Origin of the sequence: Wylensekiella montiformis (genome assembly GCF_009697385.1) — a bacterium.
Lineage (GTDB): Bacteria > Bacillota > Negativicutes > Selenomonadales > Selenomonadaceae > Selenomonas_A > Selenomonas_A montiformis.
This window is the reverse complement of sequence record NZ_VUNL01000005.1, coordinates 136,042-149,481: the sequence shown is the minus strand read 5'-3', so window position 1 is coordinate 149,481 and position 13,440 is coordinate 136,042. Positions and strand designations below refer to the sequence as shown.

At 58.2% G+C, this 13,440-nt stretch carries 10 protein-coding genes; 6 read left to right on the top strand and 4 right to left on the bottom strand.

The genetic code is table 11. The features are described 5' to 3' along the window. Positions 1 to 186: 186 nt before the first annotated feature. Positions 187 to 1,866 carry a sigma 54-interacting transcriptional regulator gene (locus FYJ78_RS06060; RefSeq protein WP_154620502.1) on the bottom strand — a complete coding sequence of 560 codons (1,680 nt, stop codon included), beginning with the start codon at positions 1,864 to 1,866 and terminating at the stop codon, positions 187 to 189. A 235-nt stretch (positions 1,867 to 2,101) separates the two neighbouring features. Here FYJ78_RS06060 and FYJ78_RS06055 point away from each other — a divergent pair, with 235 nt between their 5' ends. Together FYJ78_RS06055 and FYJ78_RS06050 are read left to right on the top strand one after the other, a co-directional pair. Further along, positions 2,102 to 3,220, top strand: a complete 1,119-nt coding sequence (locus tag FYJ78_RS06055; RefSeq protein ID WP_154620501.1) for a hypothetical protein — start codon at positions 2,102 to 2,104, stop codon at positions 3,218 to 3,220. A gap of 18 nt (positions 3,221 to 3,238) precedes the next feature. Beyond that, positions 3,239 to 4,126 (top strand): PRC-barrel domain-containing protein, encoded by an 888-nt coding sequence (locus FYJ78_RS06050; protein ID WP_154620500.1) that lies wholly within the window; start codon positions 3,239 to 3,241, stop codon positions 4,124 to 4,126. A gap of 150 nt (positions 4,127 to 4,276) precedes the next feature. Here the strand turns inward: FYJ78_RS06050 and FYJ78_RS06045 are convergent, their stop codons facing one another. From FYJ78_RS06045 to dcuC, 3 genes are all read right to left on the bottom strand, one after another. Beyond that, positions 4,277 to 6,286 (bottom strand): OPT family oligopeptide transporter, encoded by a 2,010-nt coding sequence (locus tag FYJ78_RS06045; protein ID WP_154620499.1) that lies wholly within the window; start codon positions 6,284 to 6,286, stop codon positions 4,277 to 4,279. A gap of 164 nt (positions 6,287 to 6,450) precedes the next feature. Next, on the bottom strand, positions 6,451 to 7,764 hold the full coding sequence (locus FYJ78_RS06040; protein ID WP_154620555.1) for an amidohydrolase: 1,314 nt from the start codon (positions 7,762 to 7,764) through the stop codon (positions 6,451 to 6,453). Between the two features lie 113 nt (positions 7,765 to 7,877). Continuing rightward, the gene (dcuC, locus tag FYJ78_RS06035) at positions 7,878 to 9,131 is read right to left on the bottom strand and encodes a C4-dicarboxylate transporter DcuC (RefSeq protein WP_154620554.1); all 1,254 of its coding nucleotides are present in this window, start codon (positions 9,129 to 9,131) and stop codon (positions 7,878 to 7,880) included. A gap of 235 nt (positions 9,132 to 9,366) precedes the next feature. On the opposite strand from dcuC, the gene FYJ78_RS06030 reads away from it, so the two are divergent. The 4 genes from FYJ78_RS06030 (at position 9,367) to FYJ78_RS06015 (ending at position 13,393) form a co-directional block, all read left to right on the top strand. Further along, positions 9,367 to 10,611: a M20 family metallo-hydrolase gene (locus FYJ78_RS06030; protein WP_154620553.1), complete on the top strand. Its 1,245-nt coding sequence runs from the start codon at positions 9,367 to 9,369 to the stop codon at positions 10,609 to 10,611. A 117-nt stretch (positions 10,612 to 10,728) separates the two neighbouring features. After that, on the top strand, positions 10,729 to 11,112 hold the full coding sequence (locus FYJ78_RS06025) for an addiction module toxin RelE (RefSeq protein ID WP_154620498.1): 384 nt from the start codon (positions 10,729 to 10,731) through the stop codon (positions 11,110 to 11,112). Between the two features lie 132 nt (positions 11,113 to 11,244). Next, on the top strand, positions 11,245 to 12,654 hold the full coding sequence (pabB, locus tag FYJ78_RS06020; RefSeq protein WP_154620497.1) for an aminodeoxychorismate synthase component I: 1,410 nt from the start codon (positions 11,245 to 11,247) through the stop codon (positions 12,652 to 12,654). Next, on the top strand, positions 12,629 to 13,393 hold the full coding sequence (locus FYJ78_RS06015) for an aminotransferase class IV (protein WP_154620496.1): 765 nt from the start codon (positions 12,629 to 12,631) through the stop codon (positions 13,391 to 13,393). The genes pabB and FYJ78_RS06015 overlap by 26 nt, the downstream gene beginning before the upstream one ends. The last annotated feature ends 47 nt before the right edge of the window (positions 13,394 to 13,440 follow it).

Below are 13,440 nucleotides of genomic sequence, written 5' to 3'. Positions count from 1 at the left end.
AACGCGTGCCAACTTTTACGCGGTTGGGAAAAATTTCTATATCTTTCGCTGAATCCTTGAACGATAAGGGTTCAGAAAAAGTCTTGGCTTATGTTTTCATAAATGTGCATAAACTTTGTTAATTGTTTTGGTAAAAAATATCAAATTTGAATAGAAGATTGGTAAAAAAGACCAATCATTGGTAAATTATACCAAATCGTATTTTCTGGCTTTCGCCGCCACGGTTTTATGCGTGATTTTCAGCATTTTGGCCGCGGCGTTAAAGCTGCCGCACTGGCGAAGCGCATTGGCAATGATCTGCTTTTCGTACTCCTCCCAGGGCAGCACGGCGGTATCCGCCGCAAAGTGACGCACCTCGCGCCCCGCCATCTCGCCTTTTATATAGGAAGGGAGCGAGGTGATGGTAATCGTCTCGCTGTCCATAAGCGTGATGACCCGCTCAATGACGTTTTCCAGCTCACGAACGTTGCCCGGCCACTGATAGCGCATCATGACCTGCATGGCCTCCGGCGTGATGCCGCGAACCGGCTTGCCGTTCTCCGCGCTGATCTTCGCGATAAAATGCTCGACGAGCAGCGGGATGTCGTCGACGCGGTCCCGGAGCGGCGGCAGACTGATCGGAATGACATTCAGCCGATAGTACAGATCATCCCGGAAGGTGCCGTCCTTGACCATCTGCTCCAAATCGCGATTGGTCGCCGCAATGATGCGCACATCGACATGCACGGTTTCCTCGCCGCCCACACGGTCAAACTCCTTTTGCTGCAGCACGCGCAGCAGCTTGACCTGCATGTTCTTGTCCATCTCGCCGATCTCGTCGAGGAAAATCGTCCCATGATCCGCCAGTTCAAATTTGCCCAGCTTGCGGCGGACCGCCCCCGTAAAGGCGCCCTTTTCATGTCCGAACAGCTCCGACTCCAGCAGAGTCCCGGGTATCGCGCCGCAGTTGACGCGGATAAACGGGCCGCGCCGCCGTTCGCTGGCATAGTGGATCCCTTCCGCGATGACCTCCTTGCCCGTACCGCTCTCGCCGCGGACGAGCACCGTCGCCGAAGAACCGGCGGCCTTGGAGGCCAGCGCCAGCACATCCACGACCTTTCCGCTCTTGCCGATATAATTTTTGAACGCCTGCGCCGTTTTCTTCGTGCGCAGCAATTCCTGCTCCAGATACTCGGCCCGTGCGGAAACCTGCGAAAGACGGGCCATGAGATTCTGCAGCTCCGTGATGTCCTTGATGACCGATACGACGCCGGCGATTTCCCCATCCACAAAGATCGGATTGACATTGGCTACCACCGTCGTGCCATCTTTTTTATGGCTGATGCTGCCGATGCGGGCCACACCCGACCGCAGCACGCCGCACCGGTTGCCGTCCGGCGCGGTTTTGAATACGTTCTGACCGACGACCATTTCCGGCGTCTTATGCACAATACGCAGATAGGATGGATTGACATAGGTGATCTCGCCCGTCCGGTCCACGACGCAGATCCCATCTTGAACCGCTTCCAAAATCATCTGCAGGCGTTCCTGCATCAGTGCATTTTCATGCAGCAGCAGGTCCATCTCATGGATCTCCCCGGGTTCATTCATCTCGAAATCGCCCTCCAGGAACTTCACCATCTCATAGACCGCCTGACGCCCCTCGTCCCCCTCGGCAGCGACGAAGACCGAATCACCGCATGAGATCTTCAGAGCGACCAGCTTCATCAGGCTGTGCATCTCGCAGCGCTCGCTGCGCTCGCTCCTCAGATAGAGACGCGTTCCATATTTGCGTCCCAGCTCCTTGGCCCGCTGCACGATCATCGCCGCGATGCGGGCATGGATCCCGCTCTCATGACGAATGACAGCCTCCTGTTCATACATCATATTGCAATCGTTCCTTTCTGTTAGCTACTATTATACTATAAAAGTCCGTCAAAATCTGCCAAAAACGGATAGAAATAAAAAATCCCCGCAAAGTTTTCCCGCAGGCATGCCGGAGCCGCGGGAATATGCTATAATCAGGAAAGAAATCTGTCCGGGCGGCAGGATTTCAGCCGACTTTGTCGAATGACTTTTTATAATGGGATTATTATCCCATTCCAAGGAAGAGGTGAGCAGCATGACATTTATCTTGTTGACCGGCTCCATTATGGCAATCAGCATCTTCCTGATCTACCGGCTGTGCCGGCTGGCCGGCATCGAAATGAAATGGATTTCGCTGGTGCTGTGCGCTGTGCTGGCCTTTATTGTCAATGCTCTGGCCATCTCGATGAGCGCCTTTTTGGACCGCACGCATTACTTCCGCCTCGGCGTCCTCGTCGTTTTGGCCGCCGCTCTGGTGACGCTGGTCAACGAACATCTGCTGCGCCGCGAAGAACGAAAAAAGGAGCAGGAGTCTCCGATTCCCGCCGAAACCGATGCCGCGGCATTGCCCCCGGATCAGGCAGCACAGCCGGAACCGGCTGCCGCTTTACCCGCTGCCGAAAAGGCAATGCCGGACCGCGCAGAAGCCGGCGCGGCCGTCCGGGAACAAAAGCCATCCGCAGAAGAAGAGCGCCGTGCCGAAGAGGCGGCGCGCGCCAAAGCCGACGCCGTCCATCGGGCAAAGGCATTGCGGGACGCCCGGGAAAAAGCCCGGCAGCAGGCCGCCGAGACGCTGCAGCGCCGTCAGGAAGAAGAAGCCCGGCAAAAAGCCGAGGCGGCAAAGCAGCGGCGCGAGGCAGAGCAGCGCCAGCGGGAAGCCGAAGCCCAAAGGCAGCGGAAGAAACAGCAGGAAGCCGAAGCCCAAAGGCAGCGGAAGAAACAGCAGGAAGCTGCCGTCGCCGCCTTCCGTCCTCAGGTCGAATCACTCGACACGCTCGACGCCCTGCTCGATTTTGCCTATGAGCAGGCCGCACATGAGCCGGCTGCCGCGATCTGCGCCTACCAGCAGGCCATCGCCCGGTTCCCGGAGGACAGCTACACCCCGTTTCTCATCATCGAGCTCGGGAACATTTACAAGGAACAGGCCGCTTATCAGGATGCGATCGACGCCTACCAGCATGCCCTGTCCTTGCCGATCATTGCCGCGAACGATGCGATCCGGCAGGAATTTGCCAAAAATATCCGCTATCTCGGCATCGTCCAGAATATATTATCCAAACACCATGCGCTCCAGACCCCGTTCCGGGATATTCCCGGAGCCATCATGCAGGAAATCGAAACGGAGTTTCTGCATTCGGGTTCGCAGAGCAAATAACACAATGGAGGAATTTTCATGAAGAAAAGCGTAGAAATCCTGGGCCTTCCCATCATCAGCATCACCGAGGGCCGCGAGCTGGGCATGAGCAAGACTCTTCTCATCGATGCCAAAAAGGGAACCGTAGCGGCCATCACCATCGAAGATGAGGACTGGTACCGCGGCGTCAAGCTCATCCCATATGAATCCGTCATTGCCATCGGTGATGATGCCGTAACGGTCACCAACAGCGAAAACATCCTGAAACTCGACGACGCGAGCGACTATGAAACCCTGCTCGATGAAAATATCCGCGTCATCGGCACAAAAGCCATCACCAAGACCGGTACGATTCAGGGCAAGATCTCCGAGCTCTATATCGGCGAGGACGGCAAAATCGAAACATGTGAAATCACGGCTCCGGACGGAACGACCTCCGACATTGCCAGCGATCAGATTTCGATCTTCGGCAAAGAAGTGACGGTCATCGATCCGACCGGCGAAAAAAAAAATAACCCGGTAACCGCACCGAAATCGGAGCCGGCTCCTTCGGCTGCGAAAGCGGCCCCCGCTCCCGCGGCTCCCGCAGCTCCTTCGGCGCCAAAAGCCGAAGCGCAAAAAGCTCCGGAACCGGCTGCCGTAAAGCCGGAAGCGCCAAAAGCCGCCACACCCGCACCGGCTGCCAAACCGGAACCGAAGAAAGAAGCGCCGAAGGCCACGCCATCTGACGCAGACAAGCAGGCCGCGGCAGACAAGGCGACGGAAGAACGCCACCGCCGCTTCCTGCTCGGGAAGAAAGCCGCCCGCACCATCAAGATGGATAACGGCATCGTCATTGTCGAAGCCGGACAGGACATCACCGAAGAAGTCCTGCAAAAAGCCAAACTGGCCAATAAATTCATCGAACTCTCGATGAACGTTCAGTAAATTGCTGCGGCCGGGGCCTTGAAAGGCCCCGGCCGTTTTCATTTTATCCGACGCTAAGGATCGAACTTTATATGCAGCGAGGGACGTATGCCTGCAGGCATACGTCCCTCGTTCTGTTTCATTTTATGTTTGCAGGATAACCTAACCCCGTTATTCTGCCTTGCGGCCCAGCACCACTTTAGAAAAGATGCAGAGCGTGATCAGAAAGACCACCAGACCGATATTTTCCGCCGCATCGGCGAAGTCCTTGCCGACCAGAGCCAGCGGACTGTCACTGCCGCCGCCGGAAACGGAAACGACAATGATGCCGGCCAGCAGAACGCCGATGATCGACTCCCCGACGATCAGACCCGACGCAAACAGCGTACCGCGGCGCTTGCCGGCGGCCAGTCCTTCTTCGCCCTTATCCGCGCGCAGCTTCTTGTTCAGGAAATAGCCGAGCACAGCGCCGATGACGAGCGGCGTCTGCACGGAAGGCGGCAGATAGATGCCCATGCCGACAGCAAGCGGCGGCAGACAGAGACTGCGTGTGCTGCGCTTGAGGAAAAGATCGATGAGAACCAGCAGAACACCGAGTCCCATGCCGATGTAAATATACTCCCAGGCCAGCTTGCTCGAGAAAATGCCCTGTGCGATCGTCGTCATCAGAGCGGCCTGCGGAGCGGCCAAAGCCTGACTCGGATCCATGTCAGGACGCGGAAGCGCTCCGGGGAAACCATACGCTTCATAAAGAAGGTTGAGCACCGGCGCGATGACGAGCGCGCCGACTACGCAGCCCAGCAGCAGCGCGACCTGCTGGCGCCACGGCGTAGCGCCGACGAGATAACCCGTCTTGAGATCCTGCATATTATCGTTGGAAATGCAGGCGATCGCCATAATAATGGATGTCGTGAAAATAGCCGTAGCCGTCGCGAACTTCTCGCCGCCCGGCAGGCTGAAAATACCGAACGAAGAGCACAGCGCGTACATCACCAGCGATGCCACGATGATGCCCAGAATGCCGATGCCCGAAATCGGGCTCGACGACGTGCCGACTAGGCCGGCCATGTAGGCGCAGGCTGCCGCCACAAAGAAACCCATGAGCACGGCGACGCCGACGCCGACCACCGTAAAGATGATGCTCTGGCCGGCCGGCAGCCCCTCCGGACTGACAAACGCATAAAAAATACCGAGAAGACCGATGACCGTCACCGCAAAGACCAGACCGATGCTCTTGATCGACATGTCGATATCCATGCGGTGCTTTCCTTTGTCCGCGTCAGGCATACCGACGGCAGCGATGGATTCCTTGACGCCATCGATAACCGGACGCGCCAGCGTGATCAGCGTCCAAACAGCAGCCACGCCCATGGCGCCTGCGCCGATCAGACGGACGCGCTCCTGATACACCGCCCCGGCAAACTTCTGCATCGTCATGCCGTCGGGCAGAACGCCCGTAATCGTAAAGTACGGTACAAATCCCGCCCAGGCGATCAGAATGCCGACCAGCATAGCCAGTCCTGACGCGATGCCGATCAGATAGCCGGCGCCGACCAGCGCCGTCGAATAGCCGATCGGGAACTGCGTCATGCCGCGTCCCACACGGAACCACATGGAAAAACCGCTCGAGAGAACATGGAAACCGCTGGAAAGAAGCGCCACGATGCCGGCAACCGCACTGCCGGACAGGATCTCCTTCAAGCCGCTTCCCTGACTGCTGCTTCCTACTTTCAGGATCTCAGCAGCAGCCACACCTTCCGGATAAGCCAGATCGCTGTGCACGACCATAGCCCGGCGCAGCGGAATCGTAAAAAGCACGCCCAGACAGCCGCCGCAGGCAGATACCAGCAGCGTCTGCCAGAATTCGAACCCCTGCCAGTAGCCGATCATCAGCATGCCCGGAATGATGAAGATAATCGCCGACAGTGTCCCCGCGGCCGACGCTTGTGTCTGCACCATATTATTTTCCAGGATATTGGAATCCTTTGCCATCTTCAAAATGGCCATAGAAATGACTGCCGCCGGAATTGCCGAAGAAAAGGTAAGACCGACCTTGAGTCCCAGATACACATTGGACGCCGTAAAGATCACGGTCAGAACAGCGCCGAGCAGCATACCGCGGACCGTGAGCTCCGGCAGCCTCAGTTCGTGCCGCATGAACTCATTGTCTTCGTTTTTCATAGCTGTTACTCCTCACATTAAAAATTGATTCAGCAATTGTACACCCCCCGCGCACAATCACAAAATACATTATATCATAATTTTATATCTTGTAAACCCTTTCAGCATGTATACATCCATAGCGCAAAGGCGCAGCCGTCTGCACAAACGGCTGCGCCTCTGCATCATCCTTCGCGAAGCAGGCGGCAGACGCTGCAGGCCAGCAGCTTCAGGGAATAACCCATGGCCCTTTCATCGAAGTCAAACCGCGAATCATGATGCCCGGCCGCGAGGTTTGCTCCGATCATCATATACGCGGCCTGCCCGCCATGCGACTGAACGCGCTCCATGAAATAGGAAAAGTCCTCGCTGGCTCCGAAATCACAGGCTCCGACGACCTCATCAAAGAGCCCTGTCGCCCTGGCCTCCTGCTCCAGAAACGCGGCCAGCTCCTCAGAATTGCTCCCGCCGGCCGCACCACCGGTCTTTTCCACTTCCAGACGGACATCATACATCAGAGCCGCCGCTTTCAGGATGCGAAGCGCTTCCGCTTCCATATACCGATTGATTTCGCTGGTCGCGCCGCGCGTCTCCAGACAAAGCAGCGCCTTATCCCCGATGACATTCCGTCCGCTTCCGGCCTCCAGACGGCCGACATTGATACGGGACGCACCGCCGGAATGGCGGGCGATCGCATGAAGATTCAGCGCCGCACAGGCCGCCGCCAGCAGGGCATTTTTCCCCTGTTCCGGTGCAGCTCCCGCATGAGCCGGAACGCCAAAGAACCGGGCATCGTATTTGCTGGTCGCCAAAAAACCCGTGACATTGCAGGCAACGCTGCCCGTCCGCCGCATCTTGAACCCGAAATGCGCACCGAGCAGATAATCCACATCATCGACAATGCCCGATTCCACCATCGCATGAGCGCCGCGCACGCCCTCCTCCGCCGGCTGGAAAATCAGGCGGACCGTACCGCGCAGCTCCTCCTGCAGCGAAGCCAGCACCCTGGCGAGCGCCAGCCCGACCGTCGTATGCCCGTCATGCCCGCAGGCATGCATCGCGCCGGGATGATGCGAGGCAAACGACTCCTGATTGGGTTTATGCGCCGGATCGTCCGTTTCCGTCACTTCATTGCAGTCCATATCGAAACGAATGGCGACGACCGGGCCGCCTTCGCGGAATTTCCACTCGGCCACCAGTCCGGTCCGGCCGCCGTCCATCCGATGAACCCATTGCGGGTCCGCGCCTTCCTGAACGGCCCGCTGCTGATCCGCCGCCAACTGCTCTGGCGAAGGAACGCCCATCATGCAGTCCTGCTTCACCGCGTCCGCCCCGGTCTTTACCGTATAACCCAGCGACGTCAGAAACGCGGCGGCCTTCGCCGCCGTGCGGAACTCCGTCCAGCCCGGCTCCGGATAACGATGCAGATCCCGGCGGCACGCCGTCATCTCCTCCTGCAGTCCATCCGCGGCTTCCATAATTTTTTCGTTCCAATCCATCATAAATTCCTCCGTCTTCCTCTGTTTGCTAACCGGGCGACTCCGCCGGGACCTTGGCCCGGACCGCTTCGCCTCAAAAGAAAAGAGCGCCGCTCCCGCGGCACTCTTCACATTCAGAACAACAGGATCATCATGCCGACCGTCAGGGCGCAGAGCATCGGAATCGCATTCCGCTTGGTGATCTCCATCGGATTGATCCCCGCGATTCCCGCGCAGATGATCGTCGCTCCGGCGATCGGCGACATCGTGCGTCCCAGCGTACCGCCCAGCGTCGCCATGCTGCCCATCTGCACCGGCGACATGCCGAAGTCTGCCGCATGCGGCGTAATCGCTTCGTTGAACGCAAAGGTCGCAGCGTCTCCCGAGCCCGTCAGCAGACCGAGCAGGAACGGACCGAAAGCCGCGCAAATCTTGACGATGGCCGGATTATTCAGCATCGCCTCGATGAACAGGCGAACCAGACCGATCGTCGTCAGGCCGGAAACAAAGACCCCGGCCGAAATGATGATGCCGATGATCTTTCCGTAAGCCTGCCCCATGCCGTCGAAGAACGCATCGCCGATAGCCTTCGGGCTGGTCCGGGTGACGACTAGCGTCAGCAGGGCTCCGATAATCATCGCCTGAGGGACCCCCATTTTAAAGATCGGCACAAGCTGCGTCGAGCCGAGCAGCAGAATGAGAATCGGAACGACCGGCATCAGAGCATACAGATAATTCACCTTGAAATCCGCTTCCACCTGCAGGTGCTCCGGTATATGGCCCTTATCCTCCCTGAGAATATGAGCCAGCACGGTGATGCAGATCGTAGCCACCAGCAGGGAAGCCAGATTCGCTTTATAATGAAAGCCGATAACATCCATGACATCCACCCCGGCGATCTTGGCCACAAAAGGATTGTGCGCCAGCCCCGGATTGAGCATGCTCCCATAGGTGCCGCATTTGACCGCCGCAGCCGCCATCGCCGGCCCCACGCCGGCAGCCATCAGCAGAGGAATAAAAATCGCACCGGCAGCGGCGGCCGTACCGGCTGCGCTCGGCAGGGCGATATTGACAAGATACGTTCCAATGACAACACCCGGTATCAGGAAAAACCGAACCTTGGAGATCACCGAGGCCATCGCATTAATCAAGTGCTTGTCACATTCCGTAAACCGCACCGCCATCGCAAAACCCATGACCGAGCAGACCGCCTGAATCAGGCCGCTGTTTGTCATGCTCTTCGCAAAGGCATCCAGCGGAGCCATCGGCGCGCCGCCAATACAGGCCATAAGCAAACCGGAACCGATCAGGACCACCCGCGCGTCATATCCCTTGATCAAAGCGGCGACGACGGCACAGGTGATGATTCCTCCTGCCAGAAACATCATGGTCACCATATTTTACATCCTTTCTCTACATATATAAGTGCATATAAAAAAGACTATATTGACTTTTCCCTGTCAATATACGATTATTATATTAACCGGTCAACCGATTGTCAACGCAGAAAATACGCTGATAGAATATTATACTGTATACTTGTTATGCACGATTTCCGCCGGCGTGCTGATGCTTTTGCTTCATGCCGTCCGATCCGACCTACCAAGAAGGGGTGTTTTGAATATGATTTCTGCCGAGCGCCTGAACAAACAGCTTCAAACGATAAAAAAATTCTCTGCTCCCGGGCGGGGAATCAACCGCCTCGCCTTTACCGACAGCGACTGGCAGTGCCGCCGCTACCTCATCACGCAGATGAAAGAAGCCGGCCTTTCTGTCCGCACAGACGCATTCGGCAATGTCATCGGCCGCCTCGCCGGACAGCGGAATGATCTTCCGGCCGTCATGACCGGCTCACATGGCGACAGCGTACCGGAAGGGGGGAATTACGACGGCATCGTCGGCGTCCTGTCTGCCATAGAGGCCATACGAAGCATGCAGGAAGACGGCTTTCGCCCAATTCACCCCATCGAGGTTGTCTTGTTTATGTGTGAAGAGTCCAGCCGGTTTTCCGCAGCCACGCTCGGCAGCCGGGCCATGCGCGGCAGGCTTCCGGCCGCCGACCTCCTCCGGCTTCACGATGCGGCGGGAAAAACGCTGCATCAGGTATTGAAAGATCGCGGACTGGACCCGGAGCACATCGCTTCCGCCCGTTATGAAAAGCCGCTCAAAGCCTTTCTCGAAGTGCATATCGAGCAGGGGCGCGTACTGGAACACAACCGCTGCCAGATCGGCATCGTAACGGGCATAGCGGCTCCCTACAGGCTGCGCTGCCGCCTGCACGGCCGCGCCGACCACAGCGGCGCCACCCCGATGAATCTGCGTCAGGACGGGCTGTGCGCCGCGGCAAAGATCATTCTGGCCGTCGAGCAGATCGCGGCGCAGTGCACGCCCCCGGTGGTCGGCACCGTCGGTGTCATAAACGTATCGCCCGGCGTCATGAATGTCATCCCCGGTGAAGTCCAGATCGGCATCGATGTGCGCAGTACCGCAAAAGACGCCCGGGATCAGGCCGTGGAAAACATCTGCGCCGAGATTCGCCGGATCAGCAGCCAGCGCGGCATTCCGGTCAATATCGAACGCATCAGCCGGGAAGATCCGGCCGTTATGGATCCCGGACTGGTCCGCCTGCTAACCCGCACCGCTAAGCAGCTTGGCTTTTCCCATCGCTGCCTGCCAAGCGGAGCCGGACATGACAGTATGCACTGGGCAGACTATACGCCGACCGGCATGATCTTCCTCCCCTGCCGCGACGGAATCAGCCACAACCCCGCAGAATACGCGGATATCCGCGACATCACAGCGGCCTGCACGGTCCTGAGCCGGGCCCTCCGCGAACTGGCATCCGGGGACACGCAGCCGCCATGCTGACCGAAAAGGTATTGGCCTGCCGCCCGGATTATGCTATAATGAATCCATGACTTTTCTACACGGATTATCCTTGACATTTCTTTCCATTTATACATCACTTAGAGAGGAGCATGTATCATGATTAGTTTTCCTATTTTTTCTGAACTTGAAGCCAAACGCGACGAGACAAACAGCCGCTTTCACCGCGAAACGGAGCCGCAGCTGATTGAGCGGTTCCAGCAGTTCGGCTTCAAACCGCAGGCGGAGGACGATCTCCATCACATGGTCCTCACGGAGAAACGGACGGGAAATCATTATCTGCTGACGCTCGGGACCTATGCGATCACGGTGGAGTTCCGCCACATCCGCACCGGCGAGACCGTCACGATCTGCGAGATCAGCAATCTGGCGCTGAGCGCGCACAATATCATGAACATCCTCATCGAGTCCATTGATTCCTGGCTGCAGTACGGCGTCATCTACGACTACCGCAAAGCACAGCACTTCGGGCTGGAGGCCTGACCGCCGCCTTGACGATACCGCCGCTCTGCGGTATGATAAATCCATACAGGTTACGGACCGGAAACGGGATAACGACTGTCATAGTATTGACCGCCGTTATCCCGTTTTTTGTATATTCTGGAGGGATGATTCATGGATCAGAAAGCCGGCCGGAAGCGGCTGCGCATCCTGCAAAACGCGTCGCTGCTTTCCCTTTTTTCCCGCTGCGCCGCCAAGCGGCACGCCGTGCTGCTCGACTCATCGCAGTACGGGCCGCACGGACGTTACAGCATCATGGGGACAGCGCCTTTTTGCCTGCTGGAAAGCCGCGCCGGTGTTTTATACCGCAGGGGGAAGCCGTCCCGCGGCTCGCTGCTGCCGGAGCTTTCTGCAACGCTCCGGCAAGATGATCCCATCATGCCGGAGCTTCCGATCGAATCCGGCGCCATCGGCTTTCTGACCTATGAATACGGGCGCCGCCTGATGGGACTCCCCGTCTCCGCCGTCCCGTGGCTGCCGGAAGCCTGCTTTCTCTTTTTCGACGGGTTCGCCGTACAGGATCATCAGACCGGCAGGCTTTACCTGATCGCCAACGGAAAAACGCAGCCGGCCGAAGCGCTGCTCGATCAGATGGAACGCGATCTGGAAAAAGGAGAGGCTCCCGCTCCGCCGCTGCTTCGCTTTCCTGCTCTTTGGGCTTCGGCCGACTGCACGAAAGGCGCCTATCTTAGCGCTGTGCAGTCCGTCATCGATCATGCCCGGGCCGGCGATCTTTACGTCGCCAATCTGACGCAGCAGCTCCATATCCGCTCCGCACAGCCGCCATGGCCCGCTTACCTGCAGCTGCGCCGGCAGAACCCCGTCCCCTACGGCTGCTACTGGAACGGCGGAAGCTGGCAGATTCTCTGCGCGTCTATGGAGGAATTTCTGACGCTCCGGGAAGGGCGAGTCATCACGCGCCCGATAAAGGGAACGCGCCCGCGCGGCCATACGCCAAAAACAGACCGGGCCATGCGGCAGGAGCTGCTTCACTCGGTCAAGGACCGCAGCGAGCTGGTCATGGTCACCGACCTCGAGCGCAATGATCTGAACCGGGTCTGTCAGACCGGCAGCGTTCACGCCTCGACGCAGTTTTCCATCGAAAGCTACGCCAGCGTGCACCAGATGATTTCCACCATCACCGGCACGCTGGCAAAGAGAAGGGACTGCGCGGATCTGCTGCGGGCCGCTTTTCCCGGCGGGTCGATTACCGGTGCGCCGAAATACCGGGCCATGGAGATACTCGACGGACTGGAAGCCGCTCCGCGCGGACTCTATACCGGCGCCATCGGTTATCTTTCTTCCGCAGGGAACGCAGCCTTCAACATCGTGATCCGCACAGCCGTCCGTCATCAGGGCTGCTATCACATCGGCGCGGGCGGCGGCGTCACCGCCGAATCCGATCCGGAAGCCGAATACCGCGAAATGCTGCACAAGGCGTCCTCCGTACTGGGCCCCCTGTGCGGCGCGTCTTCGCCAGACTGGGAGGAATTGCTTTATGGAAACCATGCTGTGTCTCGATGACGGCTGCGCCTTCGGACTGGGCGCCTTTGAAACCATCGCCGTGGAAAACGGCCGGCCATGCTTTCTGGCCGAACATCTGCAGCGTCTTGAAGAAGCGCTGCATTTCCTGCGGATCGCCTGCGACCACACCATGCTGCAAAAACGAATACAGGACGAGCTGCACTGCCAGAAGCTCCCGCACCACGCGTTAAAGCTCATGGTCTCCGACCGCAACATCGCGGTGACCATCCGGCCCAACCCGTATCCGGGATCGCGGCGGTTTACAGGAATCAGGCTGTGCATCAGCCCGGTGCGGCGCAATGAAACATCGCCGCTGACCTACCGCAAAACATGGAACTACGGCGATTCCATTCTGGAAAAGCGCCGGGCGGTTCAGGACGGATGGGACGGCTGTGTCTTTCTCAACAGCCGTGGGGAAATCGCCGAGGAGGCCGTATCCAATCTGTTCTTCCTGAAAGACGGCCAGCTGTTTACCCCGCCCGAAACGGCGGGCCTTCTGCCGGGAATCATCCGAGGCCATCTTCTGCGCCAGTTTGCCGTCCGGGAAGTCCTGCTTAAAGAGGACGATCTTTCCCGCTTTGACGGCTGCTTTCTGACCAATTCGCTTTGCGGCCTGCGGCCCGTCGCCCGGATCGGGTCATATCCTTTCCCGCTTCATCCCCTGCGGCAGTTCCTGCGCCTGCATGACATCACACCGGCGCGCCTTGCCTTCGGCGACGCGCCCGCCAGCATCGGATAAAATAAAGCCAGACACAAAAACGCCGCATCGCTTTTTCCGGAATCGGA